Below are 26780 nucleotides of genomic sequence, written 5' to 3'. Positions count from 1 at the left end.
CCGCTAGATCGGCTTCATCCCGTCGATGAGCCACTTGCCGTCCACCCTGCGGTAGTCGACCTTGAGCCGTGAGCCGTCGTACAGGGACTGCTTGCTCTTGTCGGTAAGCACGCGGTTCATGAAGACCAACACCGATCCCGAATTACGTTGTGCGTCAAGCATTCCCGCGCCGACGACGTTGACCTGGCTGATCAGTTGCCGGTCGTGGGCCTGCGGGATGACGTTCTTGGTGGTGTCGTCCTCGTATTGGCTGCGGAACGTGGGCGTCATCAGCTGGTAGGCCTTCGTCCTGGTATCCAGGATGGTCTGGTAGTCGAAGCCGAGGATCAGCGGGACCTGCGTGGCGGCGAGGCCCGGCAGCTCCGCCCGGGTCTGCTGCTCGCCGTGCTGCTCGACGCGGTTCCAGTACAGCACGCCGCCCGCCCCGGACACCGCCACAAAGGCGACCGCGAGCAGCGCGACGACGACGCCGGCGATGCGGTTCATCAGTTACCCCCGTCGGGGTATTTGAGGTCGTATCCCGTCATGTGGCCGTTGTCGTCCTCGTGCACGACGACCCGCATGCGGTACGGCTTCGACGGCGCGTTGACACCGTCGGGGTCGGTGACGGTCACCCGGACGGACACCAGCACCGAGGCGTTGTTGGCGATGTTGTCGATCTTCTCCAGAGCCGCTCCGCTGACCACGGTCTCAGAACTGGCCTTGGTGTCGCGGAACAGCGCCTTGAGATTGTCGGCGTTGTTGCCCTGGCTCATCATGTCGCGCAGCGGCCCGCTGGTGCCGTCGATGAAGCGGTTCACGCTCTCGTCGATGGTGTCCTGGGTGTAGCTGAACATGTTCACCACGGTCTGCGTGGCCGTGTCGACGAACCGTCCCTCACGGGCCTGCTCGGCCTCGGCGGCCCGCTGCTCGTTGAGCATGGCGTATGTCAGCCCGCCTACCGCGCCGGTCGCAACAGCCAGCACCGCAGCGGCGACGCTCACGACCAGCCTGCCGTTCGCGCGCCGACGTGGCGGCGGCTTCATCTTCGTCGCCGGTTTCGCCCGCACCGGGGTGATGGCCGGTTCGACGCGCACCTCAGTGGTCGTCGTGGCCGCCTCACCCGCTGGGCCGGCTGCCCGCGACGCCTTGCGTCGCACCGGCCTCGTGTCCTGCGTCAAGGCCGTTTCTTCGGTCATCAAGCCTGCCTTGGATCCATCATCAGGTCTACCCAGGTTTCCGCGGGTTTCAGATTCTCGGCGCCGGGCGCGTACACACCGGTGCCACCGTTGGCGTCCGCGAAGACCCCACTGTGCTGATCGTAGGTGCCCAAGCTGGCAGCACTGGCCTGCGGTGTCGCTTCCGCAGGTAGGGGTGCCTGCGGTGCAGGCGGAGCCTCAGGCGCCGGGGCCTCCGGTGCAGGCGGCGCATCCGGAGCCGGTGGGGTCCGCCCGTACGGCGGCACCACCTGGTCCGGCGGCGCGAAGTACGGCCATGGCGGCGGCTGCGGACCCGGCTTGTTCGGCGGCACGGGCAACGGGAACGGCGCGTGTGGCGCCGGCCCGGGGCCCGGCTCGACACCGGGCGGCAGCTGTACCACCGGCGGGCCCGGATCCGGGTCCACCTGCGGCGGGATATTTGGGAACTTGTTGGGCGGCAGGATGTTCCGGCCGTCCTCGATCGGCGTGCCGTACGGCACGGGCGGCCCGCGCCACGGGTTGCTACCGAGGGGGATGTAGCCCTTGGGGTCGCGGCACAACTGCACCGTGGGCGCCCGCTTGCCGGGGAACTCCTGGCACGGGTAGTTGCGCGCACCGCGCACAACCGCCGGATCGTTCTGGGCGGTCTTGCAGTACATGTCGGTCGGCAGATCCCGCAGTGTCAGATCGGCGGGAGACCGGATCTGGGTCGGCGGCAGGAAGCCTGTGTTGCACGGCGGCGGATCACCCAGGTCGATCTTGAAGTCGAGCTTGCCACCCTCGTCGGACGGCACGCCGCCTGCCACGGTGTTCAGCGCGGCCAGCAGGGCCGGGAAGATCACCAGCGCCTGCTCGATGGACTTGTTGTAGATCACCCCGATGCGGCCGAAGTTGGCCAGGTTGGCGGCGAGCACCGGGAACGTCGGGCGGATGCCACTGAACGTGGTGTTGGCCTCGGCGGTCGCTCCCGGCACGGTCTTGAGCACCGAGCGCAGCTGTGGATCGGCGTTGTTGACCTCACCGGTGAACCGGGCCAGCCCGTCGGCGAGCGAGCGGATGCTGTCGCCGCTGCGCATCTGGGCGTCCAAGAACGGGCCGGCCTGGTCGATCAGCTGATTGGTCTGCGCGGAGTTCGCGTTGGCCTCATCGATGAGCAGCCTCGACGACTGGATGAGCCGGGCCAACTCCGGTCCCGAACCGTTGAAGGCCTTGAACGTCTCCCGCAGCAGATCCTGCAGCCGGCTGTTGCTGACGCTGCTGACCAGGGTGTCGGCCGTGGCCAACAGCCCGGCGATGTCCTGGCCGACCCGGGTGTTCTTCTGGTCGATGCTCGCGTTGTTGCGCAGCTTGTTGGCCGACGGGTCGGCCGGTGGCACCAGATCGATGTACTGCTCGCCGACCGCCGAGACACTCTTGACCGTGGCGACGACGTTGTCCGGGATCGCCGTGTTGCTGTTGAGCCGCAGATTCGCGACCACACCGTCTGGGGCCAGCCCGACCGACTCCACCCGACCGACCGTGACGCCGCGGTAGGTGACGTTGGCGTTCTGGTAGATGCCACCGCCGGTGACGAAGTTGGCGTTCACGTGATACGTGCCGATACCTACCGCGGCGGGCAGGTGTAGGTAGAACAGCGATATCGCCCCGACGGTCAGCACGGTGACGACGCCGAAGATCATCAGCTGCATACGGGTGAGCCGGTCAATCATCTACGGCTTCCCTTCATGCTGTGTCGCGGTTCCCGGTGGGATCTTGAACGGATCGGCGGCCTGCCCCGACAGGTTCGCCATCTCGCCCGTCAGCCAGTCCGGCGGGTTGATCACCTCGTCGAGGTGCTTCATGTTCGGGTCGAAACCGCCTGTGGTGAAGACCGATTCGCCGAAGCGGCGCAACGTCAGGTCGAACGTCACGAACACGTTGAGGTAATCGCCGCGGACCGCGTTGCGCAGGTACTTGTAGTGGAACGGGAAGGTCGGCAGGAACTCGAGATCCTTGATGAAGTCGTCGGCGTTGTCGTTGAACGACTTGATCACCGGGTAGAGGTCCTTGAAGTCCGCGGCGAAGTCGTCCTTGGTCTGCGACAGGATGCGAGCGCCCACCTCGGCGAAGCTGCGCAGCGCGGTGAACGCCTCGACGATGTTGGACCGGTTGTCGTTGAGCACCTTGAGGGCACCGGGCAGCGTATCCAGCGTGCGGCCCAGATTGTCCTTGCTGCGCGCCAGGATTGACGCGAAGCGGTTCAGTCCGTCGGCTGCCGCGATGATGTCGTTGGTCTGCCGGTCGAGCGACTGGGTGAGCTCAGCCAGTCGCGGGATCAGGTCGGTGAACTGGCCCGCCCTGCCGGCCACGGCCGCGTAGGCCTCGTCGGTGATGTCTTGCAGCGCACCGAGATTGCCCTTGTTGACCACCATTCCCAGTGAGGAGAGCACCTCCTCGGTGGTCGGGTAGCGACCGGTCTGCTTCAGCGGGATGTTGGCGCCCTGGCGCAGCTGACCCTCGCCGGGCTCGTTGACCGGCGCGGAGAGTTCCACGTGTTGCGATCCGAGCAGCGACGTCTGGGCGACCTTGGCGGTGGCGTTGGCCGGCAGCTTGACGTTGCCGTCGAGCGACAGTTGCACCGCGGCGTAGAACGAGCCGTCCGGACGTTGCATCGCGTCCACCCCGGACACACTGCCCACAGTCACGTCGTCGACCATCACCGGCGAGTTCTGGGGCAGCGTGGCCACGTCGGGCAGCTCCACGGTGACGGTGAACGAACCCGCACCGTGCCCGGCGGTGCCCGGCATGTTCAGCGAGTTGAGCCCGCCGAACTGGCAGCCCGCAAGCAACACCGTGCCGCACCCGATCGCCACGGTCCGGCTGCTCAGCCGTGATGCCTTACGCCTCAATGCCTTACCCCGCATCATCCGCCGGCCCCCGGCTCGGCGGGCTGTGGCGCCACGGGAGCCTGCGCGGCCGGGGCCTGCTCAGCCGGAGCGGGCCCGGGAGGTGCGGCGGCCTCGGGACCACCGGCGTGCGACGTACTCGGCGCCGCAGCCGGCGCCGGGGGCACCATCAACGAACTCAGCGATGCGTCCGCGGGAACCTGCGGCGGCGTGACGCCCGGTGCGTTCTGCCACTGCAGATAGGGCACCGGCGTCTCCGACTTGGCCTCCGTTTGGGGAGTGTCGTAGATGATCTGTCCCTTGTAGGCGGTGATGCTGTTGATCGGGTGGAACAGCACCGGCGGGTAGTTCATCGTGATGCGCTTGAGCACGGGGCCCATCCGCTGCCGGCAGATCTCGGCGCGCTTGTAGTTGTCCGGGTTCGCCCCGACGTCGAACGTACCGCCGCAGATGAACTGCACCGGGTTGGCGAAGTTCGGCAGCGACAGCAGACCACCGACGGTGCCCTGGGCGGGGTTGTAGATGTTGTAGAAGTTGGCCAGACCGTTGGGCGTCACGTGCAGGATCTGCTCGATGTCGTCGCTGTGATCTGTGAGGATCTGCGTGAACTCGGCCAGCTTGCTGACCTGCCCGATCAGCGCGTCGTTACTGTCGTGCAGCAGACCGCGCACATCGCCGAGCGCCTGGTTGAGCGTGGCCAGCGTGGTGTCCAGGCCGCTGGAGCTTTGCGCCAGCACCTGCGATACCGACGACACATGGTTGGTGAACTGCACGATCTGCTCGTTGCTGTTGGACAGCGCATCGATGAGAATCTGCAGATTCTTGATGGTGCCGAACAGGTCGGTGCGCGAATCGCCCAGTCGCCCAGCTGTTTGCGACAGCTCGCGCAATGCGTTGCGGAACGAGTCACCGTTGCCGTCGAAGGTATCGGCGGCCTGGTTGACGAACTGGGCCAGCGGTCCCTGAACCGAACCCTGCTGCGGGCCGAGCTGTGTGCTCAGCTGGGTCAGTTGCTCCTTGACGTCATCCCACTCCACCGGAACCCCGGTGCGGTCCAGGCCGATCGACGCTCCGTCGGCCATCGCGTCGCCCTTGGTGTAGGCGGGAGTCAGCTGAATGAACCTGGCGGACACCAGGTTCGGGGCGATGATCAGCGCCTTGGCGTCGGCGGGCACCTTGACCCCGCGATCGAGCGTCATGTTGACCTTGACGTCGGTCGGCCGCGGCTCGATCGAGTCGATCCGGCCGACCGGAACCCCGACCACGCGCACCTCGTCGCCGGGGTAGAGCCCCACCGCGTTGGTGAAGTAAGCGGTCAACTTGTTGCCGACCCGCGACGGCCACACCTCGTAGACGCCCACCGCCAGCATGATCAGCAGCACCGCGGCGAGCCCCGTCCGCAGCCAGCGGCTGCGCTTGGACACCGAATTGTCTTGCGTCATGGCGACTTCGGCCTCACGATCGTCCGCTCCGAGATGTAGCCGCGCAGCATGTCGGCAAGGCTGTCGGGGAGCTTGCCCGGCTGGAAGTAGACATCGAGCAGCACCTCGGACATCGACGCAGGCGGCAGACCGTACAGGTTGATGTTGAAGCCCGGCCCGTTGCCGACGACCTCGGCCAGGGTGGTCGCGTACGGCGGCAGCCGCTTGAGTGCCTCGCCGATGTGTTCCTTGCGCTCCAGCAGGTTGTCCATGACGGCGTTCAGCTTCTCCAGCGCCGGCTTGAACTCCCGCCGGTTGTCCGCGACGAATCCCGAAAGTTGTTCGGACACACCGCGGATGCCACCGATGAGGTTGCTCAGCGCCTGGCGGCGCTCATCGAGCGCGGCGAACAGCTGGTTGCCGTCGGTGACGAGCTGGTTGACCTGGCCGGCACGCTGGGCCAGCAGATCCGATACGCGCTTGGCGTGCATCAGCAGCTGTTCGAGAGCCTCGTCGCGCTTGTTGATGCTGCGCGACAGATTCGCCACGCCATCGAGCGCACCACGCAGCTGCGGGGTGGCATCACGCAAGGTGTCGGTCAGGGTCTGCAGGGCCTCTTCGAAGCGCGGCTTGTCCAGTTCGCCCACGTTGCGCCCGAGGTCCTGCAGCGCGGTGTTGAGGGTGTAGGGAGTCGTGGTGCGTCCCAACGGGATGACCGACGAGGTGCCCGAGCCCTTCGGCGTGACTGCCAGGGACTTCTGCCCCAGCACGGTGTCGGTTTTGACGGCGACCAACGACTGGTCACCGACCTTGATGTCCCGGTTGACGGTGAAGCTGACCTTGGCGGTGTCACCGGCAAGCGCCACGCCGGTCACCTTGCCTACCCTGATTCCGGACACGTTGACGTCGTTGCCGGGACTGATGCCGCCCGCGTCGCTGAAGTACGCGTCGTACACCTTGCCCTGGGGCATGAACGGCAGGCTGCTGTAACCGAAGGACACCAGCACCACACAGGTCACCAGGACGATGCCGAAGATTCCGGTCCGCAGCGCATTGTCACCGTCGCGCCTAGCCAATGTCCGAGCACCTCCCCTTGGACGGGTCCGGCGGACCGCCGAACGGGATCAGGATGTCGCTGCCGGCGGGACCGTTGATCTTCATCCGGATCGAGCAGTAGTAGATGTTGAAGAACGCACCGTAGGCGCCGAGCGCGTTGAGCCGCAGATAGTTTTCGGCGAGCGGCTCGATCACCTTGTTCACGTCGGCCTTGCGTTCGTCGAGACGTTGCGCAAACGGGCGCGCGTTCTCGATGACCGCCTGCACGGGCCGCCGCGACTCCTGCAGCATCGAGGTCAGATCGTTCTCGGCCGACGCCAGCGGGCCGATGGCACCTGCGATCGGGTCCCGCCCCTGAGCCAGCCCGGTGATGAGCTTCTGCAGCTCGTCGACGCTGGCGTCGAACTTGGCGCCCTTTTCGTCGACGGTGCCCAACACGGTGTTCAGGTTGGTGATCACGTCACCTATGAGCTGATCGCGCGCCGCGAGATTCTGCGTGAAGGCTCCGGTGCTCGTCAGCAGGTTCGAGATGGCGCCGCCCTGGCCCTGCAGCAGCTCGATCACCGCGTTCGAGATCTCGTTGACCTTGGCTCCGTCCAGGCCCTTGAGCACTGGGCGCAACCCGCCGAGCAGCGCGTCGAGGTCCAGCGCGGGCTGGGTGTTCTGAAGGGCAATGGTTCCGCCGGGCGGTAGTTTGCGCAGCTCACCCGGGCCTGCGGCGATCTCCATGTACCGGTCGCCCACCAGGTTCTGGTACCGCACCAGCGCGCGGCTGGAGGTGTAGAGCTGGTAGCGCTTGTTGACGTCGAACGCGACGTCAACGGTGTTGTCCGGGTTGAGCTTGACCTTGTTGACGGTGCCGACCGCCACGCCCGCGATCCGCACGTCCTGGCCTGCCTTGAGCCGGGACGCCTCGGTGAACGTGGCGTGGTAGCTGTTGTTCGAAGAGAACCGGAACTGGCCGAAGACCACCACCAGCATGGCCGCCACCAGCAGCATGGCGACGGCGAAGATGGCGACCTTGAGCAGGGTGCGGTCGTGACGCGCGGTCATCAGAATCTGTCCCTTTCCGCGAACGCGCCGTTGAACAGGAACTGCAGGGTCGACGGGGCGTCGAACTGCACTTCGGTGTTCGGCTGGAACGGCACGTAGGCGTTGTCGGTGACAAGGAAGGGCGAGTGGTACCAGCTACCGCCGAACTGCTTGCTCGGGATGTCCGGCAAGCCGCGGCAGTTCGGACCGCCGGAAGCGTTCACGATGGGCAGGCTTTCCGGGTAGGTGTAGGCCGGCGAACCGGGCAGGAAGTTCGACGACACGAAGAGGCCCGGCCGGATACCGCCGATGATCGGGGCGAACCGTTCGGTCGCGACCCTGGTCCCCTTGAGAATGCAGCCGAACTCCGGGGAGTAGTCGCCGGCCACCTTCAGCGGCGCCCGCAGCCGCTGAATGGCGGCGATGTAGTTGTCCGCAGCGGGGGCCAGCGTGGCAGTGCCGTTGTTGGCCAGCCCGATCGCCGACAGCAGCGTCGCGTTCAGATCGTCCTTCTCGTCGACGATGGTCTTGTTGAGCGCGGGCAAGTTGTCGATGATCTTGGCCAGGTCGGGGCCTGCATCGCCGTAGATGTTGGCCACCACGGCGGTCTTGGCGAAATCGTCCTGCAGCGTCGGCAACTTCGGATTGAGTTGCTGCAGGTACTGGTTGAGCCCCGTCATGGCGGCACCCAGGTCATCGCCGTGGCCGCGCAGGCCCTCCCCCAACGCGCTCACGGTCGCGTTCAGGTTGACCGGGTCGATCTTGTTCAGCACGTCGGACAGGGTCTGGAAGAGGGTATTGACCTCCAGCTGCACGTCCTTGGCGGCAACGTTGGTACCCGGCCGCAGCGATTTCCTGTCCGGGTTGTCCGGCGTCAGGAACTCGACCGACTTGGCTCCGAAGATGGTGTTTCCCGCGATCCGCACGCCGGCGTTCGACGGGATGTAGCGCATCTCGTCGCTCTTGATCGACAACGTCAGCTTGGCCTCGTGGCCGGCGTACTCGATGTTCTTGACCTGGCCGATCTGGATGCCGCGGTATTTGACCTTGGCGTCCTGCTCCATCACCAGACCGGCCCGCGGTGCGGTGACGGTGACGGTGTCGGTGCTGGTGAATGCGGCTGTGTAGGACAGGTAGGTGAAGGTCACCGCCACGGCCACGATGGCGGCCAGGATCGCCGCGGCGATCCTGACATGGCTCTTCTTCGCGTTTCCGTCAGACATGGGCCTACCCGGAGAGGTTGAAGTTGCCGGACGCGCCGTAGACGGCCAGGGAGATGAACAGGGTGATGGTGACGACGACGATGAGCGAGGTACGCACGGCCTGCCCGACCGCGATGCCCACGCCGACCGGGCCGCCGGAGGCGTTGTAGCCGTAGTAGGTGTGCACGAGCATGACGGCGACAGCCATCACGATGGCCTGCAGGAACGACCACAACAGGTCGCTGGGGATCAAGAACGTGTTGAAGTAGTGGTCGTACAGGCCCGCGGACTGGCCGTTGATGAAGACCGTGGTGAACCTCGCTGCGAAGAAGGCGGCGAGCACCGACAACGAGTACAGCGGCACGATCGCGATCAGCCCGGCCATCAGCCGCGTCGACACCAGGTAGGACACGGCGTGCACGGCCATCGCCTCCACCGCGTCGATCTCCTCGGCCACCCGCATCGCGCCCAGCTGTGCGGTGGCGCCTGCGCCGATGGTGGCGGCCAGTGCGATTCCCGCGATGACCGGCGCGACGATGCGCACGTTGAGGAAGGCCGACAGGAAGCCCGTCAGCGCCTCGATGCCGATGTTGCCGAGCGATGAGTAGCCCTGGACGGCGATGACGCCACCCGAGGCCAGGGTCAGGAAGGCCGCGACGCCGACCGTGCCACCGATCATGACGAGCGCGCCTGCGCCCATCGTCATCTCGGCGACCAGGCGGATGGTCTCCTTGCGGTACCGGGTGATGGCGTTGGGGATGTACCGCATGGTCTCGCCGTAGAACAGCGCCTGTTCTCCGACGGTGTCGACGACCCGCGGGACACCGCGGAACAGTCGGCGGAAACGAAGCGTGGCGTCGTAACTCATACCGTCGCCTTCTTCGATCCCGCGGTTGTTTCGCACGCAACAATCATGCCGGTCATCGGACGAGCACCCGGACGCCGATGGCGGTCATGATCACGTTGATGACGAACAAGCAGATGAACGCGTAGACCACGGTCTCGTTGACGGCGTTGCCCACACCCTTCGGGCCACCCTTGACGGTCAAGCCGCGATAGCAGCCGACCAGTCCGGCGACCACACCGAACAACAGCGCCTTGATCTCGGCGAGCACCAACTCGCCGAGGCCGGTCAGCACTGTCAGGCCGTTGATGAAGGCCCCCGGGTTCACGCCTTGCAGGAAGACGGAGAAGACGTAACCGCCCGCCAGGCCGATGGCGCACACCAGGCCGTTGAGCAGCAGGGCCACGAACGTCGAGGCCAGCACGCGAGGCACCACCAGGCGCTGGATCGGGTCGATGCCCAGCACCCGCATCGCGTCGATCTCCTCGCGGATGGTGCGGGCCCCCAGGTCGGCGCAGATGGCCGTGGCACCGGCGCCCGCGACGACGAGCACGGTCACGACCGGGCCCAGCTGGGTGATGGTGCCGAACGCCGTGCCCGCCCCGGACAGGTCGGCGGCGCCGATCTCGCGCAGCAGGATGTTGAGGGTGAACGCCACGAGCACGGTGAACGGGATGGCGACCAGCAGCGTCGGTACCAGCGAGACGCGCGCGATCATCCAGGTCTGATCGAGGAATTCCTTGAGCTGGAACGGGCGGCGGAAGATCTTGGCGAAAGTGTCCAACGACATTTCGACGAACCCGCCCACGGCCCGGGCCGGAACCGCAAGCTGTTCGATCAACCTCGGCTCCATTCTCGGCGGTCGGGGCAGGTGTTGGGCTGCATGGCGAAAGACCCTAGGCCGTCGTTCCCGGCGGCGCTCCCACCCCATGTTCTTACGTCGCTCATAGTGAGCCGGCTCATATTAACTAGAACACGTTCGCAGTGTCAAAGAACCGCAAAAACAGTCAATATTCACGCGTTTTTGCTGATCAAGACACGTAACGACGACACCTTTTTAGAACGTGTTCTACCCGGCACTGAATCCTGGAGACCGAGACGGTCAGTCTCGTTCCGTCATCAGCGCGGTGGCCGAAAATCCACGCTCAGGGTCACGATCAGCAAAGTAATCGCGAAGTGTCACGCTGAGGTCTTCCGGCGCCCACGCGTCGGCATTCGCCGTGAAGCGCTGTTCGGCCGTCGGCGCCGCGACCAACGTGACAGTTGGACCATAAACGATGAAGAGCTGCCCGTTGACGGCTTCGGCTGCCGGTGAGCTGAGAAAACGCACCAGGGTGACCACGTGATCGGTGGACAGCGGGTCGACCGCGCCGTCAGCAAGCTCCGGCGCGTCACCGAACACCTCTGCGGTCATGGCCGTGCGGGCGCGCGGCGCGATGGCGTTGGCCCGCACCCCGAAGCGCTCCAGGGCCCTCGCCGCTGAGAGGGTCAAGGCCGTGATGCCGGCTTTCGCGGCGCCGTAATTGGGTTGCCCGACGGGTCCGGACAGGCCGGCCTCCGACGAGGTGTTGACGATGCGGCCGTAGACGCTGCCGTCCCCTGCTTTGGCCTTCGCGCGCCAGTAGGTGGCCGCGTTGCGGGTCAGCAGGAAGTGGCCGCGCAGGTGGACCGCGATGACCGCGTCCCATTCCTCGTCGGTCATGTTGAACAGGATCCGGTCGCGGGTGATGCCGGCGTTGTTGACGACGATGTTCAGGCCGCCCAGCTCGTCCGCTGTCTTCACGAGCTCGTCAGCCGTCGAACGCTGGCTGATGTCACCTGCGACGGCCACCCCCTTGGAGCCCGCTGCCGCGATCTCGTCGAACACATCCGAGGCGTCGAGCGCGGCGGCCATGTCGTTGACCACCACGGTGGCTCCGGCCTGGGCCAGCCCGATGGCCTCGGCGCGGCCCAGTCCCGCCGCCGCGCCGGTCACCACCGCGACTTTTCCGGACAGGTCGATATCAGGGTCGGTCATATTTATGAATACCTCTAGTCTTTACGGAGCAGGGCGGCGCGGGGGCATTCCGCGATGGATTGCTCGGCCAGATCCTCCTGGTCGGCAGGCACCGGATCGGCCTTCACCACGGCGTAGTCCTCGTCGTCGAGATCGAACAGGTCGGGGGCAATTCCCACGCACACTGCATTGCCTTCACACCGATCACGGTCAACTTCAACTCGCATCACGACCTCCTCAAGACGTGTGTGCGCACCGGGCTGCCTGCACGCAGCCACAGAATACGACCCGGTCCGGCCGATGCCAGTCCAGCACCGGCCTGGACCCCAAGACTAGAACGTGTTACAACCGGGTGAGAACTCAGGTCCATCAAGCAGTGAGGATGCAAGCGGATGCGGATCGGTTACACCCCGGAGCAGGAGGAGCTGCGCCGCGAACTGCGCGCGTACTTCTCCCAGCTGATGACGCCGGAGCGCGTGGAGGCGCTCACCTCCTCAGAGGGCGAGATGGGTCGCGGCAACGTCTACCGCGAGACGGTGGCTCAGATGGGCAAGGACGGCTGGCTGACGCTGAGCTGGCCGAAGGAGTTCGGCGGCCAGGCCCGCCCGCCGATGGACGGGCTGATCTTCACCGACGAGGCCGCGATCGCAGGCGCCCCGGTGCCGTTCCTGACCATCAACAGCGTCGCCCCGACGATCATGCACTTCGGCACCGAGGAGCAGAAGAAGTTCTTCCTGCCCAAGATCGCCGCCGGTGAACTGCACTTCTCGATCGGCTACTCGGAGCCCGGTGCGGGCACCGACCTGGCCGCGCTGCGCACCACCGCGGTCCGCGACGGCGACGACTACATCGTCAACGGCCAGAAGATGTGGACCAGCTTGATCGCCTACGCCGATTACGTGTGGCTGGCCGTGCGGACCAACCCCGAGGCGAAGAAGCATCGCGGGATTTCCATGCTGATCATGCCCACGACAGCCGAAGGCTTCTCGTGGACTCCGGTGCACACCATGTCCGGCGTCGACACCAGCGCCACCTATTACCAGGACGTGCGTATCCCGGTGACCAACCTCGTCGGCGAGGAGAATGCCGGCTGGAAGCTGGTCACCAACCAGCTCAACCACGAACGCGTCGCGCTGGTCTCCGCGCAGCCCATCTACGTCGCGCTCAACGGTGTCCGCGAGTGGGCGCAGAACACCAAGGACGTGCACGGCAAGCGGCTGATCGACGCGGAGTGGGTGCAGCTCAACCTGGCCCGCGTGCACGCCAAGGCCGAGGTACTCAAGCTGATCAACTGGGAACTGGCCTCTGCACAGGACGCCGCGCCCTCACCCGCCGACGCATCGGCGGCCAAGGTGTACGGCACCGAGTTGGCCACCGAGGCCTATCGATTGCTCATGGAGGTGCTCGGCACCTCGGCGACGCTGCGGGCCGACAGCCACGGCGCGCTGCTGCGCGGCCGCATCGAACGCTTCCACCGCTCGGCGTTGATTCTGACCTTCGGCGGCGGCACCAACGAGATTCAGCGTGACATCATCGGCATGGTTGCCCTCGGCCTGCCCCGAGTGAACCGGTAAGGACAGCACAGCAATGGACTTCACGACCACAGAAGCCGCCGACGACCTGGGCGGCCTGGTGCGCACCATCACCGAAGCGGTGTGCACTCCCGAACATCAGCGTGAACTCGACGGGCTGCCGCAGCGTATCGACCGCGACCTGTGGGCCAAGCTGATCGAGTCCGACGTACTTTCGGCCGCGGCCCCAGAGTCGCTGGGCGGCGGCGGTTTCGGCGTGCTCGAGCAGACCGCGGTGCTGACCGCGCTGGGGCGTCAGCTGGCCGCGGTGCCGTACCTGGAGTCGGTGGTGCTGGCTGCCGGTGCGCTCGCCGCGTTCGGATCCGATGAGCTACGGGACCAGTGGGCGACGCCGGCGGTGACGGGCGAGAAGATCCTGACGGTCGCGCTCGACGGCGAGATGGGCCAGGGCCCCGTGCAGGCCCAGTCCGCAGGCGACGGGTATCGGCTCACCGGTACCCGCACCCTGGTGGGCTTCGGGCCGGTCGCCGACGCGTTTTTGGTGCCCGCCGAGACAGGCTCGGGGACAAGGGTTGTCCTGATCGCCGCCGATGATCCCGGGGTGACGGTGACGGCGCTGGACACCACCGCCCGCGGCAGCGTGGGGCTGCTGGAGTTGCAGGGCACCGAAGTCAGCGCCGGACGCCTCGTCGGCGGTGCCGACGTCGTGGACTGGCTCACCACGCACACCGACCTGGGCCGCACCGCGTATCAGCTCGGCGTCCTGGAACGCGCCCTCGAGCTCACCGCCGAGTACGCCCGCGAACGCGAACAGTTCGACCGGCCGATCGGCAGCTTCCAGGCCGTGTCGTCACGGCTGGCCGACGGGTACATCGACATCAAGGGACTGCGCCTGACGCTCACCCAGGCCGCCTGGCGGCTGTCGGAGGACCTTCCCGCCGACATCGACGTCGCGAGTGCCGCGTTCTGGGCCGCCGAGGCCGGCCACAGGGTCGCGCACACCACCGTGCACGTGCACGGCGGCGTCGGCATCGACATGGATCATCCGGTGCACCGCTACTTCCTGGCCGCCAAGCAGACCGAGTTCGGTCTCGGCGGCGCGACCGGGCAGCTGCTGCGGATCGGACGCGAATTAGCAGACACGCCAGCTTGATTGTGCCGAGTCCGCACGCCCGCTTGACCGGTCCCACCGTCACACAACTCCTGGCCCCGCTGGCGAACGTGACCGACCGCGGCATCTACGCGGACGACACCTTCGTCAGCTGGGCCGACCACATCGCCGCCGGAGCCCAGCTGGCGGCGGCGTTGCGGGCCCGGCTACCCCGCCCGGCCAAGCCACCGCACGTCGGCGTGTTGCTGGGCAACACGCCGTTCTTCTCCAGTCTGCTGGTGGCTGCCGGGCTGACGGGCCTGGTCCCGGTGGGGCTCAATCCCACCCGACGCGGCGCGGCACTGGCTCGCGACATCGCCCGGGCCGACTGCCAGCTGGTGCTCACCGACAACCCCGACATCGTTCCGCCCGAAGTCGACCACATCGACGTCGAATCGCGTTCATGGGCAAGCGAACTCGGATCTCACGCGGGCGCCCCGGTGACGTTCGCGAGCCTGTCCGCCGACGACCTGTTCATGCTGATCTTCACGTCTGGCACCAGCGGCGACCCCAAGGCCGTCCGGATCACCCACGACAAGGTCGCCTTTCCCGGCCGGATGCTCGCCGACCGCTTCGGACTCGGCCCGGCCGATACCGCCTACCTGTCGATGCCGCTGTTCCACTCCAACGCGATCATGGCCGGCTGGGCGGTCGCCGCAGCGGCCGGAGCGTCAATTGCTCTGCGCCGCAAGTTCTCCGCATCGGGTTTCCTTCCAGACGTGCGGCGCTACGGCGCCACCTACGCCAACTACGTCGGTAAACCGCTGTCCTACATTCTGGCCACCGAGGCCCACCCCGATGATGCCGACAATCCCCTGAAGATCATGTACGGCAACGAGGCCGCGCCGCGGGATATCGACCGGTTCGCCAAGAGGTTCGGCGTGATGGTCGTCGACGGGTTCGGCTCCACCGAAGGTGGAGTGGCGATCGCCCGCACCCCCGATACTCCCGACGGATCCCTCGGCCCGCTCACCGATGAGGTGACGATCCTCGATGTCGACACCGGCGAGCCCTGCCCGCCGGGCGTCGTCGGTGAGCTGGTCAACCCGACGGGGCGCGGCTGGTTCCGTGGCTACTACAACGATCCCGACGCCGAGGCCGAGCGGATGGCCGGCGGTGTCTACCACACCGGCGACCTGGCCTACCGCGACGAGAACGGCTACGCGTATTTCGCCGGGCGGCTCGGCGACTGGATGCGGGTGGACGGCGAGAATCTCGGTACCGCGCCCATCGAGCGAATCCTGTTGCGCTACCCCGACATCGTCGAGGTAGCGGTGTACCCGATCCCGGATCCGGCGGTGGGCGATCAGGTGATGGCCGCGCTGGTGCTGCGGCCGGGCGCGGTGTTCGATCCCACTGCGTTCCGGATATTCCTGGCCGATCAGTCCGATCTCGGGCCCAAACAATGGCCTGCGCACATTCGGGTCGCCACCGCACTGCCGCGCACCGAGACGTTCAAGGTGATCAAGCGGCAGCTGTCCGCGGAAGGTCCCGACTGCGCCGACCCGGTATGGCCCATCGAAAGGTGAACTGTGCGAATCGCATTGACCGGCGGGACGGGATATGTGGGCGCGCACATCGTGCGCGGTCTGCTGCGGGCGGGGCATGAGGTCCGTCTGCTGGCCGCACCCGGATGCGCCGACGATCCGGTGCTCGGCCACCTCACGAATGCCGGGAATCTGACGGTCGTCGAGGGCGACATCCGCGACGACGGCGTCGTCGAGCAGCTGCTCGCCGAGTGTGAAGCCGTTCTGCACGCCGCAGGCGTGGTGGGTACCGACCGACGGCGCACCGAGTTGATGTGGCAGATCAACGCCCACGCCACCGAGTCCGTACTGACCCGCGCGGTCGAGGCAGGGCTGGATCCTGTTGTCTGCGTGAGCAGTTACAGCGCGCTGTTCCCGGCGCCTGATGGCGTCATCTCCGCGGACACCCCACCGGCTCCCGGACGCAGCCCCTATGCGCAGACCAAGGCATACGCCGATCGGGTGGCGCGGCGACTGCAGCAGCAAGGCGCGCCCGTCGTCGTCACCTATCCGTCCTCGGTCGTCGGCCCCGCCTACTTCACCGCCGCCGGTGTCACCGAACGGGGCTGGGCGCCGATCGTGCGCGCCGGGATCGCGCCCAAGCTGCGGGGCGGCATGCAGATGATCGACGTCCGCGACGTCGCCGACGTACATGTGCGGCTCATGCGACCCGGCCGGGGTCCGCGGCGCTACGTCTGCGGCGGCGTCATGCTGACGTTCGACGAGATGATCGATGCGCTCGCTCAGGGAACCGGACGCAGTATTCGACGAATCCCCCTGTCGCCGAGTGTGTTCCGAGCCATCGGCTGGCTTGCCGACCAGGCCGGCAGCGTGCTGCCGCTCGGCGACGGACTCAGCTACGAAGCCGCGCTGCTGCTCACGGCTGCCACGCCGACCGATGACGCCGACACGCTCGCCGACCTCGGCATCGACCGTTGGCGGTCGCCGCAGGAGGCGATTGCCGCGTCGTTCGGGCCGAGAAACGTCACCGTGGGCGGGTAACGTCGCGGTCGGGGGCTACCGCGAACTGCCACCACCGCGCGGGATGGGTGACTTGATCGAGTGCCGGTGGGAGCGCACCGGTCCGGCAGCACCGGGACTGGTGTTGCCCGACGGATGCATGGACTTGATCCGGGTCGACGACGACATCGTGGTGGCCGGTCCCGACACCACGGCGTTCACGGCGTCCGGTAGCCAGGAATCGGTGCAGGGCTTGCGATTTCTTCCCGGCGTACTCCCGCGACTGCTCGGCGTCCCGGCCGTCGTGCTTCGCGACACCCGGACCGCATTGCGGGAGCTGCGCCCGATCCGCCAAGACACCACGCTGGAGCGGCTGGCCCGCACGCTCGTCGCCGCATCCCCGCGCGCCGAGACCGCGCCCTGGTCGCTACCGGTCCTGCACCGGGTCACCCGACGGCTGGCCGAGGGTGCCAGCGTCGTCGAAACAGCCCGTGCCACAGGCTGGTCCAGCCGAAGCCTGCAGCGGCACTGCACGACGGTGTACGGCTACGGCCCGGCGCAGCTGCGGCGCATCCTGCGCTTCCGGCGGGCCATGCGGCTGCTGCAGTCCGGCCTCGCGCCCGCCGCCGTCGCGGCCCAAGCGGGCTATGCCGACCAACCCCATCTGCACCGCGAGGTGCGGTCACTGGCCGGGGTGCCCCTTGGTCAGCTCGGTAGCGCCGCAAACAGGTCCACCGAGGTGCCGTCAGGATCTTCGACGGTCGCGTAGCGCTGGCCCCACGGCGCATCGAACGGTTTGAGCGTTCCCGCGTGCCCCGCAGCGGTGAGCCGTTCATACAGATCGTCGACCTGGGCGGGCGCGGCGAGACCGAACGCGATCGCGACCCGGCCGGCTGAGGTGGGCGGAGCCCAGTCGGCGTGCATCCCGGCTATGACGTCCTCGGTGTCGAACGCCAGCGTGTTGCCGCCGGGCAGGGCCACCTCGACGTGCGGTCCGTCGGGCTCGGGGACCGCGAGGCCGAGCAATCGGTAGAACTCCAACGAGCGGTGCAGGTCTTTGGCGACGATTTCGACCACGGTCGACGTGAACTCAACAGGCATATCTGCAGGTTAGAACGGTGCGGGTAGCACCGTCGTGAACAGATCGGACAACGTTGGGTCCACCGTCGCCGGCAGGTCTAGTCGGCAACAGACGAAGTTTGACGGATTTATCGGCTCCCGGGAGGGTTGGTCGGACCACGGGTACCGGGTAGGTTGGGCCTAATACGCTAGTTACTCGTCAGTAGGGAGGGTCCTCCATGCCCGCTCCGTCCGCCGCCGACTTCGCCCGGCTCCGCAATCTCGTCGCGATCGCCGATCCGAACGCACGCCAGTCGAAGTCGATCGAGGAGGTCTTCACCGGCAGAGAGCTGACCACCATTCCGGTCGGTACCGCCGAAGACGTCACCGCTGCGTTTGCAAAAGCCCGCGCTGCCCAGGCGAACTGGGCGAAGCGTCCGGTCAAGGACCGGTGCGCGATCATCGAGCGATTCGGCGAGTTGGTGGCGCAGAACCGCGACTTTCTGATGGACGTGGCTCAAGCCGAGACCGGTAAAGCCCGGTCGGCCGCGCAGGAAGAGATCGTGGACATGATTCTCAACTCGCGCTACTACGCGCGCGAGGCCGCCAAGCTGCTCTCCCCCAAGCGAGTCCAGGGCCTGCTGCCCGGTTTCGTCAAGACCGTGGTGAACCACCATCCCAAGGGCGTCATCGGCGTGATCTCGCCGTGGAATTACCCGATGGCACTGTCCATTTCGGACTCCATCCCGGCATTGCTCGCCGGTAACGCCGTCGTCGTCAAGCCGGACAGCCAAACGCCGTACTGCACCCTGGCCAACGCCGAACTGCTGTACCAGGCCGGGCTGCCCCGCGACCTGTTCGCGGTCGTTCCCGGGCCGGGTTCGGTGGTGGGCACCGCAATCGTCGAGAACTGCGACTACCTGATGTTCACAGGGTCGACGGCCACCGGCCGCTCACTGGCCGAACAGTGCGGCCGCAGGCTGATCGGTTTCTCCGCGGAACTCGGCGGCAAGAATCCGATGATCGTCACCAAAGGTGCCGACCTGGACGTGGTCGCCAAAGCCGCCACCCGCGCCTGCTTCTCGAACGCCGGCCAGCTGTGCATCTCCATCGAGCGCATCTACGTCGAACGGGATATCGCCGAGGAGTTCACCGCCAAGTTCGGGGAACGAGTGCGAAACATGAAGCTCTCAAGCGCCTATGACTTCACTGCCGACATGGGCAGCTTGATCTCCGAGGATCAGGTGAAGACCGTCTCCGGCCACGTGGACGACGCGAAGGTCAAGGGCGCCAAGGTGATCGCGGGCGGCAATGCCCGTCCGGACATCGGACCGCTGTTCTTCGAACCGACCGTGCTGACCGACGTGACCGACGAGATGGAATGCGGCCGCAACGAGACGTTCGGCCCCCTCGTGTCGATCTATCCGGTGGATTCCGTCGAGGAGGCCATCGCCAAGGCCAACGACACCGAATACGGCCTGAACGCCAGTGTCTGGGCCGCGTCGAAGGCCGAAGGCGAGGCCATCGCGGCCCGGTTGCAGGCGGGCACGGTCAACGTCGACGAGGGCTACGCGCTGGCGTTCGGCAGCACCGCGGCACCGATGGGCGGCATGAAAGCTTCCGGCATCGGTCGCCGCCACGGCGCCGACGGCATCCTCAAATACACCGAGTCACAGACGGTTTCCACCGCACGGGTGCTCAACCTCGACCCGCCGCTGGGCATATCACAGACTTTGTGGCAGAAGGCTTTGACGCCCATGATCCAGGCCGTCCAGAAGCTGCCCGGCCGCTGACCTTTCCCGCGCGAGCAGCTGTCTGGGGGCTGCTCGCGGGAGATACCCAGGCATTCTGCAGCTAGTTCTCAGTTAATCTCCGCGGAAACCCCTTGGCACGTCATGACATTGGGATTTGAGGAAGGTGTGCGCTCATATGCCGACCGTAGATTTCGACGGCGGTGTTGAATACAGCCAGTAGCTACCCCATGTTCTGCAGGAGGTGCCCCGTGATTGTCGACTGCGCGCACTATCTCGACGGTAGCCGGCAAAGCGACCGGACGATCTCTCTGGACGAAGCGGCACAGCAATGCCATCAAGGCGGGTTCGTGTGGCTGGGCCTCTTCGAGCCCAGCAGCGAGGAACTCGACGAGGTGCGGGACTCCTTCGATCTGCACGAGCTGGCCGTCGACGACGCCAAGACCTTTCACCTGCGTCCCAAGGTCGAAGAGTACGAATCCGGGGTGCAGCTCGTCATCCTGCGCACGGCCCGCTACAACCACGAGCAGGACGAGGTCGACTTCGGCGAGATCAGCATCTTCGTCGGGCCCGGCTTCGTCATCACAGTTCGCCAAGGCGTCGCGAGTGAGCTGCACGGTGCCAGGACCCGACTCGAACAACACCCGAAACTGCTTGCACTGGGCCCCAACTCAGTGTTGTGGGCGATCCTCGACCAGGTGATCAAGGGGTACGGCCCGGTGGTCGCCGGCCTGGAATCCGACATCGAGCTGGTCGAAGGCACCGTATTCTCCGGCGCGGTCGCGCCGACCGAGCAGATCTACGATCTCCGTCGCGAGGTCACCAACTTCTATCGCGCGGTCCACCCGTTGCTCGCGGTGCTCACTCGCGTCGAGCGCAATGTCGAGGAGGCCGAACTCGCGCCGTATCTGCGCGATGTGCACGATCACGTGCATCTCATCAGCGAGGAAGTCGCCGCGCAGAAGGAACTCCTGGCCACAGTCCTGCAAGCGAACATGGCCGTCATCTCGGTGGAACAAACCGAGGTGAGCGTGCGCCAGAACAGCACGATCGAGCAGCTGACGATCCTGGCCACGGTGTTCCTACCGCTGACTTTCATCACCGGTTTCTTCGGGCAGAACTTCGCCTGGCTCACCGAACACATGAGCGGCTTCACGAGTTTCATCGTGTTCGGCGTCGGCGGGCTGGTGGTTCCGCTGATATTGCTCTGGGCGTGGATGCGCTACAACAAGCGTGCGACGGCGGCTACCTCAGGTCGCATCGCGGTCGCGCGGGCGGCGGCGGCCGATCACGTCCGACCACCGGCTCCGTAGCTGCCCACTTCTTCCGCGCGAGTTTTTCGCGCGAGTTTTTCCGGCCAGCAGACACTCAGGTCCGCAACACGCCGCAGTTCCGGTACCGGCGTGACTGCTCGCGGAAAGAAATCAGCTGTCGCGGACGTCGTCGAGGCGCCTTGTGGCCGCCTCGAAACCGCTCACCAGTTCCCCGATGATGTCGGCGACGGGACGGATCTCGTTCATCCGGCCCACGATCTGACCGACCGGCATCGACACGGTGTCCGGGTTGTCCGACTCGTTCATCCGCTGATGCGCCTCGCTGACCAGGATGTTCTGCAGCGGCATCGGCAGTGGTTCCGGTGCGTCCGGGGCATCCCAGGCATCGGTCCACTTGGTCTTGAGCAGCCGGGCCGGCTTGCCCGTGTAGATCCGGCGGCGCACGGTGTCGGCGGTGCCGGCCCGCAACAGCGCCTCCTGGATGGTCGACGTGCCGCCGGGAAGCCGATGCCCCAGGTCGTATTCGGCCGACGTCAGGAATGCCGAGCCCATCCACACGCCCGACGCCCCGAGAGCCAGCGCGGCCGCGACCTGCTTACCGGTACCGATGCCGCCGGCGGCCAGCACCGGCGCTTTACCGTCAAGCGCGTCAACGATTTCCGGCCACAGCACCATCGAGCCGATCTCGCCCGTGTGCCCGCCGGCCTCGTGTCCCTGCGCGACGACGATGTCCACGCCGTTCTCGACGTGGCGCAGCGCGTGCTTGGCGCTGCCTGCCAACGCTGCCACCGGCACACCTGCGGCGTGCACCTGCTCGATGACGTCGTTGGGCGGTGAGCCCAGCGCGTTGGCGATCAGCTTGATCGGATGCTTCAGCGCCACCTCGACGTGGCTGCGGGCCACCGAGTGCAGCCAGCCCAGCACGCCCTCATTGCGCTCCTCATCCTCCGGGAGGGGTGGAACACCAAGATCGGCAAGGGTTTTGGCGACAAAGTCACGGTGACTCTGCGGGATCAGCTTGTTGATGTCGACGGCGGTGCCCTCGGTGGGGATCTTGGCGGGCATCACGACGTCGACGCCGTAGGGCTTTCCGTCGGTGTTGGCGTCCATCCACTGCAGGACGTTCTCCAGGTCGTCCGCGTCGTTGAATCGCACGCAGCCGAGCACGCCCAGCCCGCCGGCCTTGCTCACTGCGGCGGCGACCTTCTCCGACGGGGTGAAGACGAAGATCGGGTATTCAATCCCGAACCGCTCGCACAGATCTGTCTTCATCTAATTCCCCCGTCGCTTCGCTCGCCCGGTCATTTGGTTGCTCCCACGTGATTTGCGTGCACCTCGTCGGCGGCCCGCTGTTCGGTTTGCTCCTTGGCCCACCGATAGTCGGGCTTGCCTGCCGGTGAGCGCTTCACTTCGTCGACCAGCCACAGGCTGCGCGGCACCTTGTACCCGGCGATCTCCGAGCGCACGAACGCGTCCAGGTCGGCCAGTGACGGGCGGGCGCCCTCGCGCGGTTGCACCACCGCGGCGACATGCTGACCGAAACGCTCGTCGGGAACACCCACCACCAAGGCGTCGAACACGTCGGGGTGACCCTTCAGCGCTGCCTCGACCTCTTCGGGGTAGACCTTCTCACCGCCACTGTTGATCGACACCGAGCCGCGGCCCAGCATCGTCACGCTGCCGTCGGCCTCGACCTCGGCGTAGTCACCCGGAATCGCGTACCGCACACCGTTGATGGTCCGGAACGTCTCGGCCGTCTTCTTCTCGTCCTTGAAGTAGCCGACCGGGATGTGGCCGCATTTGGCGATGATGCCGCGCACGCCGGAACCGGGGACCACCTCGTTGCCGTCGTCGTCGAGCACCTTGGTGTTCTTGTCGATGGTCACGCGCGGGCCGCCGGTGTGACTCTGTCCCTTGGCCACGATGCTGGTGCCGCCGAAACCCGTCTCCGACGAGCCGATCGAGTCGGTGATGATCCGATTCGGCAGCAGCTCAAGGAATTTCTCCTTGAGGCTGGTCGAGAACAGCGCAGCAGTGCTGGCAAGCAGGAACAGTGACGACAGGTCGTACTCGTTACCCGCGTCCTGATGCGCGAGCAATGCATCCAACAGCGGGCGGGCCATCGCGTCGCCCGTGAAGAACAGCAGATTCACCTTGTGCTCGTGGATCATTCGCCAGGCCGCATCGGCGTCGAACTCCGGCATCAGCACCACGGTGTGGCCGGTGAACAGCGCCATCCAGGTGGCCGACTGCGTCGCGCCGTGAATCATCGGAGGGATGGGCAGCCGGATCATCGGTGGGTTCGCGACGGCCTGCTTGGACAGGTCGTATTCGTCGGCGATCGGTTCGCCGGTGGCAAAGTCGGTGCCGCCGAACAACACCCGGTAGATGTCCTCGTGACGCCACATCACGCCCTTGGGGAAACCCGTGGTGCCACCGGTGTAGAGCAGGTAGATGTCGTCCTCGCTGCGCGGCCCGAAATCACGCTCGGGTGACTGGTCGGCGATCGCGGTATAGAACTCGACGCCGCCGTATCGCTGGTAGTCCAGGTCGCTGCCGTCCTCGACGACCAGCTTGGTCTTCAGCAGCGGCAGCTCCGGCAGCACGTTGGCCACCCGGTCGGAGTACTGGCGTTCATGGACCACAGCGACCATGTCGGAGTTGTCGAACAGGTACTTCAGTTCGGCCTCGACATAGCGGAAGTTGACATTGACCAGGATCGCGCCGGCTTTGACGATGCCCAGCATCGCGATGACGATCTCGTTGCGGTTGCGGCAATACAAGCCGACTTTGTCGTCCTTCTTGACGCCCTGGGCGACGAGGTAGTGAGCCAACTGGTTGGCCTTGGCCTCGAGCTCGGCGTAGGTCAGCTGTTCGTCCCCACAGATCAGGGCGACACGGTCCGGCACAGCGTCGATGGCGTGCTCGGCGAGATCGGCGATATTCAGAGCCACAGAACCTAAACTAGAACGTGTTACATTTCGTGACAAGTCTGGGTCGAAAACGCAGAGAGGCGGACACCCGTGAGCGATACCCCAAAGGGGCCCGACGCCCTCATTGAGCAGCGCGGACACACCCTGATCGTGACGCTGAACAGGCCGGAGGCCCGCAACGCACTTTCCACCGAGATGCTCTCGATCATGGTCGAGGCCTGGGACCGCGTCGACAACGATCCGGAGATCCGCACCTGCATCCTCACCGGTGCGGGCGGCTACTTCTGCGCGGGCATGGACCTGAAGGGCGCGACCAAGAAGCCGCCGGGTGACTCCTTCAAGGACGGCAGCTACGACCCGTCACGCATCGACGGCCTGCTGAAGGGCCGCCGCCTCACCAAGCCGCTGATCGCCGCGGTCGAGGGCCCCGCCATCGCAGGCGGCACCGAGATCCTGCAGGGCACGGACATCCGGGTGGCCGGCGAAAGCGCGAAGTTCGGCATCTCCGAAGCCAAGTGGAGCCTGTACCCGATGGGCGGCTCGGCCGTGCGCCTGGTCCGCCAGATCCCGTACACCATCGCGTGCGATCTGCTGCTGACCGGTCGCCACATCACCGCGGCCGAGGCACTGTCCTACGGGTTGATCGGCTACGTGGTGCCCGACGGCACAGCGCTGGACAAGGCCCTGGAGATCGCCGAGGTGATCAACAACAACGGTCCGCTGGCCGTGCAGGCCATCCTCAAGACCATCCGCGAGACCGAGGGCATGCACGAACTCGACGCGTTCAAACCGGACACCGCCAACGGCATCCCGGTGTTCCTGTCCCAGGACGCCAAAGAAGGCCCCCTGGCCTTCAAGGAGAAGCGGGCGCCCAACTTCCAGATGAAGTAAGCCGGTCCGACGGACGTTGCGCCGAGGATTGCGGTCACCATGTGGCTGTTGCAATTTTGGCGGTTTGTCGGCGCGACGGTGGCGAGGTTGGACTGAATTCGTCTCCACGAGTGTGAACTGTCTGCGAAATCCGGCGCTCAGATTCGCAGAGGGTTCACGCTCGCGGTAGGCAGTGGGTGTCGCGGTGCTTACGTCTCGGATTGCAGCCACTGGGTGGCTGTTGCGTTTTCTGCTCGGCTGATGAGATTCCCTTGGCATGTCGTTGGATGTGCCAAGGGGTTTCTTTGTGTGGTGGCCTAGATGGCCGGTTGTGCGTTGTGCAGGCGCAGGAGGTTGATGACGGAGGCTGCGAGGTGGAGTTCGGCGGTGACTGCGGCCAGTCCTCGGCGGGAAAACCGGCGGAGTTTGATCTGGTCTTTGAGGTGGGCGAAGACGGGTTCCACGGTGGCGCCGCGGCGTTTGTAGCGTTCGGTGTTGCCGGGATGGCGTAAGCGGTAGCGCATGGCGTCTTTGGGCGCGAGATCTGCTGGCGGCTTCCCGTCGGTGGGATCCTCGCGTGCCTCGATGTGCAGGTCACGGTTCTTGCCGGGGGCAATGAGCCGATCGGGACCAGCAGCGGTGAGGTTTTCGTCGGTGAAGTAGCCCGAGTCCATCAGGACCAGACCGATCTGTTTTCCCAGGACGTCGGCCTGTGTGGTGGCTTCGGCGATGGCCGGCAGATAGCAGTGGGCGTCGTTGGCGTCCTGGCTGATGTGCACGCCTAGGACGTAGTGATCATCGGTGACAACGAACTGGGCGTTGTAAGCCTGCACCGACCCACCGGTGGAACCTTCGAGCATCAACCGGGAATCGGGGTCGGTGGTGTTGACCGGATCGGCCGAGGCGCCGCGGGCGTGTGCTCGTCTGGCCCGGCGATCGCGTCGCTGAGCAGCCCTGCCGCGCAGGTCGGGTTGATGACCGGCGGCGATGTCTGCTTGGACCTTGTCCAAGGCCTGCTGGGCGACCTTGAGTTTGAAGCGGGCATCGCGGCGGACCTTATTGGCGACGGCACCTTTGATGCCTTCGACGGAGTCAATCTGGTTGCAGGCACGGTCAATTCGGGCTTGGTGGTAGCGCACAGGGTCCACATTTCCCGGTCGGTGTCTTATCGGGCCACCGGCGGCGATCCGAGCCAGGTATTCCTCGGCGGCAGCCGCGTCGGCGGCATCGGCGCGCGCGTCAGCGTCGCGACGGCGGTTGAGTTCGCCGAGCGCTTTGGCGATGTTCGCCGCTCGGCCGCTGTGCCGGGAGAACTGCTCAGGCAGCCCCTCACCATCTCGACCACCACCGTCCCGGTGGTCGTGCTCGGCGTCTTCGGCCGCGTCGGTGGCCGCCGCCTCGCCGACCACGGTCTCGGCGATCTGGCGGCTGATCCGCTCGACCTCGCGCCCCACTGATTCCGGTGACCGGTTGGCACCGTGCGATGCGTTCGCGGCGATCTTGCTGCCATCGATGGAGATCACCCCGACCTTGACCATCCCCGCAGCTGAACACAATTGCAGGATCTGGGCGAACAGGTTGGTGAACGCGTCGTGATGCGCGGCGCGGAACCGGGCGATCGAGGTGTGATCAGGAGCGTCCTGGGCACACAGCACCCGAAACGCCACATGATCGCTGCACAGCTGTTCGATACGCCGTGACGAGCGTTCCCCGCTGGCGTAGGCGTAGATCAACAACGCCAGCAGCATGTCCGGGTCATATGCCTGTCGACCTGCCCCACCCAGCTTGCGGTTGGCGTGGAACGCCGTCGTATCCAACTGCTCGACGACCTCGATCACAAACCAGACCAGATGATCTTCGGGTAACCAATCGATCATGTTCGGCGGCAACAGGAACTGCTGATCCCTGGCCACCGGGCGATATCCACGAGCCATACCCGAGTGTCTCGAGAACCACACCCTCAGTCACGCGTTTCGACCCCGCGATTCTGCAACAGCCACTGGGTGGCCGCAATCCTCGGCGCTGTCGTTCAATTCGGCCCGTCGCTCACCAACGCCGATGTGGTGGTCCCCCTGTCTCTTATACACATCTGACGCTGCCGACGATCGCAT

At 66.1% G+C, this 26780-nt stretch carries 24 protein-coding genes; 8 read left to right on the top strand and 16 right to left on the bottom strand.

What is annotated here, in order from left to right:
* Positions 1–3: 3 nt before the first annotated feature.
* The 12 genes from A5784_RS02565 to A5784_RS02510 all read right to left on the bottom strand — a co-directional run bounded on the left by A5784_RS02565 (position 4) and on the right by A5784_RS02510 (position 11841).
* On the bottom strand, positions 4–486 hold the full coding sequence (locus A5784_RS02565; RefSeq protein ID WP_064942038.1) for a hypothetical protein: 483 nt from the start codon (positions 484–486) through the stop codon (positions 4–6).
* Positions 486–1178 (bottom strand): Rv1363c family protein, encoded by a 693-nt coding sequence (locus A5784_RS02560; protein ID WP_064942037.1) that lies wholly within the window; start codon positions 1176–1178, stop codon positions 486–488. The genes A5784_RS02565 and A5784_RS02560 overlap by 1 nt, the downstream gene beginning before the upstream one ends.
* Positions 1178–2887: an MCE family protein gene (locus A5784_RS02555; protein WP_064942036.1), complete on the bottom strand. Its 1710-nt coding sequence runs from the start codon at positions 2885–2887 to the stop codon at positions 1178–1180. Before A5784_RS02555 ends, A5784_RS02560 begins: the two co-directional genes overlap by 1 nt.
* Complete coding sequence (locus A5784_RS02550) at positions 2888–4081, bottom strand: MCE family protein (protein ID WP_082944641.1); 1194 nt, start codon at positions 4079–4081, stop codon at positions 2888–2890.
* Positions 4081–5505, bottom strand: coding sequence for an MCE family protein (locus A5784_RS02545; protein ID WP_064942035.1), 1425 nt, complete (start codon positions 5503–5505; stop codon positions 4081–4083). Before A5784_RS02545 ends, A5784_RS02550 begins: the two co-directional genes overlap by 1 nt.
* Positions 5502–6560, bottom strand: a complete 1059-nt coding sequence (locus A5784_RS02540; protein ID WP_064942034.1) for a virulence factor Mce family protein — start codon at positions 6558–6560, stop codon at positions 5502–5504. The genes A5784_RS02545 and A5784_RS02540 overlap by 4 nt, the downstream gene beginning before the upstream one ends.
* Complete coding sequence (locus A5784_RS02535) at positions 6553–7593, bottom strand: MCE family protein (RefSeq protein WP_064942033.1); 1041 nt, start codon at positions 7591–7593, stop codon at positions 6553–6555. Before A5784_RS02535 ends, A5784_RS02540 begins: the two co-directional genes overlap by 8 nt.
* Positions 7593–8795 carry an MCE family protein gene (locus A5784_RS02530; protein ID WP_064942031.1) on the bottom strand — a complete coding sequence of 401 codons (1203 nt, stop codon included), beginning with the start codon at positions 8793–8795 and terminating at the stop codon, positions 7593–7595. The genes A5784_RS02535 and A5784_RS02530 overlap by 1 nt, the downstream gene beginning before the upstream one ends.
* A 4-nt stretch (positions 8796–8799) precedes the next feature.
* Complete coding sequence (locus A5784_RS02525) at positions 8800–9642, bottom strand: MlaE family ABC transporter permease (protein WP_064942354.1); 843 nt, start codon at positions 9640–9642, stop codon at positions 8800–8802.
* 52 nt (positions 9643–9694) lie between these two features.
* Complete coding sequence (locus A5784_RS02520) at positions 9695–10459, bottom strand: MlaE family ABC transporter permease (RefSeq protein WP_029374128.1); 765 nt, start codon at positions 10457–10459, stop codon at positions 9695–9697.
* Between the two features lie 261 nt (positions 10460–10720).
* The gene (locus A5784_RS02515; RefSeq protein ID WP_064942029.1) at positions 10721–11635 is read right to left on the bottom strand and encodes a 3-oxoacyl-ACP reductase; all 915 of its coding nucleotides are present in this window, start codon (positions 11633–11635) and stop codon (positions 10721–10723) included.
* A gap of 14 nt (positions 11636–11649) precedes the next feature.
* Complete coding sequence (locus A5784_RS02510) at positions 11650–11841, bottom strand: ferredoxin (RefSeq protein WP_064942352.1); 192 nt, start codon at positions 11839–11841, stop codon at positions 11650–11652.
* Between the two features lie 165 nt (positions 11842–12006).
* Between A5784_RS02510 and A5784_RS02505 the strand changes: the two genes are divergently transcribed.
* Genes A5784_RS02505 through A5784_RS02485 form a run of 5 tightly spaced genes read left to right on the top strand, consistent with a single transcriptional unit; the run spans position 12007 to position 17551 of the window.
* A complete protein-coding gene (locus tag A5784_RS02505) occupies positions 12007–13188 on the top strand; it encodes an acyl-CoA dehydrogenase family protein (protein WP_064942027.1) in 1182 nt (393 codons plus the stop codon).
* 13 nt (positions 13189–13201) lie between these two features.
* Positions 13202–14299, top strand: coding sequence for an acyl-CoA dehydrogenase family protein (locus tag A5784_RS02500; RefSeq protein WP_064942025.1), 1098 nt, complete (start codon positions 13202–13204; stop codon positions 14297–14299).
* A 23-nt stretch (positions 14300–14322) separates the two neighbouring features.
* Complete coding sequence (gene fadD17, locus A5784_RS02495; RefSeq protein WP_064942350.1) at positions 14323–15825, top strand: long-chain-fatty-acid--CoA ligase FadD17; 1503 nt, start codon at positions 14323–14325, stop codon at positions 15823–15825.
* 3 nt (positions 15826–15828) lie between these two features.
* Positions 15829–16824, top strand: coding sequence for an NAD-dependent epimerase/dehydratase family protein (locus A5784_RS02490; protein WP_064942023.1), 996 nt, complete (start codon positions 15829–15831; stop codon positions 16822–16824).
* Positions 16781–17551, top strand: a complete 771-nt coding sequence (locus A5784_RS02485) for a helix-turn-helix domain-containing protein (RefSeq protein WP_502687484.1) — start codon at positions 16781–16783, stop codon at positions 17549–17551. The genes A5784_RS02490 and A5784_RS02485 overlap by 44 nt, the downstream gene beginning before the upstream one ends.
* Here A5784_RS02485 and A5784_RS02480 read toward each other — a convergent pair.
* On the bottom strand, positions 17488–17883 hold the full coding sequence (locus A5784_RS02480) for a VOC family protein (RefSeq protein ID WP_064942019.1): 396 nt from the start codon (positions 17881–17883) through the stop codon (positions 17488–17490). The two genes, A5784_RS02485 and A5784_RS02480, sit on opposite strands and share 64 nt — an antisense overlap.
* Before the next feature lie 197 nt (positions 17884–18080).
* On the opposite strand from A5784_RS02480, the gene A5784_RS02475 reads away from it, so the two are divergent.
* Positions 18081–19634 carry a succinic semialdehyde dehydrogenase gene (locus A5784_RS02475; RefSeq protein ID WP_064942017.1) on the top strand — a complete coding sequence of 518 codons (1554 nt, stop codon included), beginning with the start codon at positions 18081–18083 and terminating at the stop codon, positions 19632–19634.
* Positions 19635–19843: 209 nt separating this feature from the next.
* A complete protein-coding gene (locus tag A5784_RS02470; RefSeq protein WP_082944640.1) occupies positions 19844–20905 on the top strand; it encodes a magnesium and cobalt transport protein CorA in 1062 nt (353 codons plus the stop codon).
* Between the two features lie 111 nt (positions 20906–21016).
* Here A5784_RS02470 and A5784_RS02465 read toward each other — a convergent pair whose 3' ends face one another.
* Both A5784_RS02465 and A5784_RS02460 read right to left on the bottom strand, forming a co-directional pair.
* Positions 21017–22138, bottom strand: a complete 1122-nt coding sequence (locus A5784_RS02465) for an NAD(P)H-dependent flavin oxidoreductase (RefSeq protein WP_064942015.1) — start codon at positions 22136–22138, stop codon at positions 21017–21019.
* 29 nt (positions 22139–22167) lie between these two features.
* On the bottom strand, positions 22168–23856 hold the full coding sequence (locus A5784_RS02460; RefSeq protein WP_197514617.1) for an acyl-CoA synthetase: 1689 nt from the start codon (positions 23854–23856) through the stop codon (positions 22168–22170).
* A gap of 33 nt (positions 23857–23889) precedes the next feature.
* Here A5784_RS02460 and A5784_RS02455 point away from each other — a divergent pair, with 33 nt between their 5' ends.
* Entirely contained in the window at positions 23890–24690 is an 801-nt protein-coding gene (locus tag A5784_RS02455) for a crotonase/enoyl-CoA hydratase family protein (protein ID WP_064942011.1), read from the top strand.
* Positions 24691–24986: 296 nt separating this feature from the next.
* Here the strand turns inward: A5784_RS02455 and A5784_RS02450 are convergent, their stop codons facing one another.
* A complete protein-coding gene (locus A5784_RS02450) occupies positions 24987–26582 on the bottom strand; it encodes a transposase (RefSeq protein ID WP_064942009.1) in 1596 nt (531 codons plus the stop codon).
* Between the last annotated feature and the right edge of the window lie 198 nt (positions 26583–26780).

It is taken from the genome of Mycobacterium sp. 852013-50091_SCH5140682, assembly GCF_001665685.1.
GTDB lineage: Bacteria > Actinomycetota > Actinomycetes > Mycobacteriales > Mycobacteriaceae > Mycobacterium.
Note: the sequence above shows the minus strand (reverse complement) of the source record. Positions and strands in the feature narration are given on the sequence as shown.

What these genes read in the sequence shown, in the direction of transcription:
- A5784_RS02565 (WP_064942038.1), bottom strand. Translation starts at nt 486, where the DNA reads ATGAACCGCATCGCCGGCGTCGTCGTCGCGCTGCTCGCGGTCGCCTTT.
- A5784_RS02560 (WP_064942037.1), bottom strand. Translation starts at nt 1,178, where the DNA reads ATGACCGAAGAAACGGCCTTGACGCAGGACACGAGGCCGGTGCGACGC.
- A5784_RS02555 (WP_064942036.1), bottom strand. Translation starts at nt 2,887, where the DNA reads ATGATTGACCGGCTCACCCGTATGCAGCTGATGATCTTCGGCGTCGTC.
- A5784_RS02550 (WP_082944641.1), bottom strand. Translation starts at nt 4,081, where the DNA reads ATGCGGGGTAAGGCATTGAGGCGTAAGGCATCACGGCTGAGCAGCCGG.
- A5784_RS02545 (WP_064942035.1), bottom strand. Translation starts at nt 5,505, where the DNA reads ATGACGCAAGACAATTCGGTGTCCAAGCGCAGCCGCTGGCTGCGGACG.
- A5784_RS02535 (WP_064942033.1), bottom strand. Translation starts at nt 7,593, where the DNA reads ATGACCGCGCGTCACGACCGCACCCTGCTCAAGGTCGCCATCTTCGCC.
- A5784_RS02530 (WP_064942031.1), bottom strand. Translation starts at nt 8,795, where the DNA reads ATGTCTGACGGAAACGCGAAGAAGAGCCATGTCAGGATCGCCGCGGCG.
- A5784_RS02525 (WP_064942354.1), bottom strand. Translation starts at nt 9,642, where the DNA reads ATGAGTTACGACGCCACGCTTCGTTTCCGCCGACTGTTCCGCGGTGTC.
- A5784_RS02515 (WP_064942029.1), bottom strand. Translation starts at nt 11,635, where the DNA reads ATGACCGACCCTGATATCGACCTGTCCGGAAAAGTCGCGGTGGTGACC.
- A5784_RS02510 (WP_064942352.1), bottom strand. Translation starts at nt 11,841, where the DNA reads ATGCGAGTTGAAGTTGACCGTGATCGGTGTGAAGGCAATGCAGTGTGC.
- A5784_RS02505 (WP_064942027.1), top strand. Translation starts at nt 12,007, where the DNA reads ATGCGGATCGGTTACACCCCGGAGCAGGAGGAGCTGCGCCGCGAACTG.
- A5784_RS02500 (WP_064942025.1), top strand. Translation starts at nt 13,202, where the DNA reads ATGGACTTCACGACCACAGAAGCCGCCGACGACCTGGGCGGCCTGGTG.
- A5784_RS02480 (WP_064942019.1), bottom strand. Translation starts at nt 17,883, where the DNA reads ATGCCTGTTGAGTTCACGTCGACCGTGGTCGAAATCGTCGCCAAAGAC.
- A5784_RS02475 (WP_064942017.1), top strand. Translation starts at nt 18,081, where the DNA reads ATGCCCGCTCCGTCCGCCGCCGACTTCGCCCGGCTCCGCAATCTCGTC.
- A5784_RS02465 (WP_064942015.1), bottom strand. Translation starts at nt 22,138, where the DNA reads ATGAAGACAGATCTGTGCGAGCGGTTCGGGATTGAATACCCGATCTTC.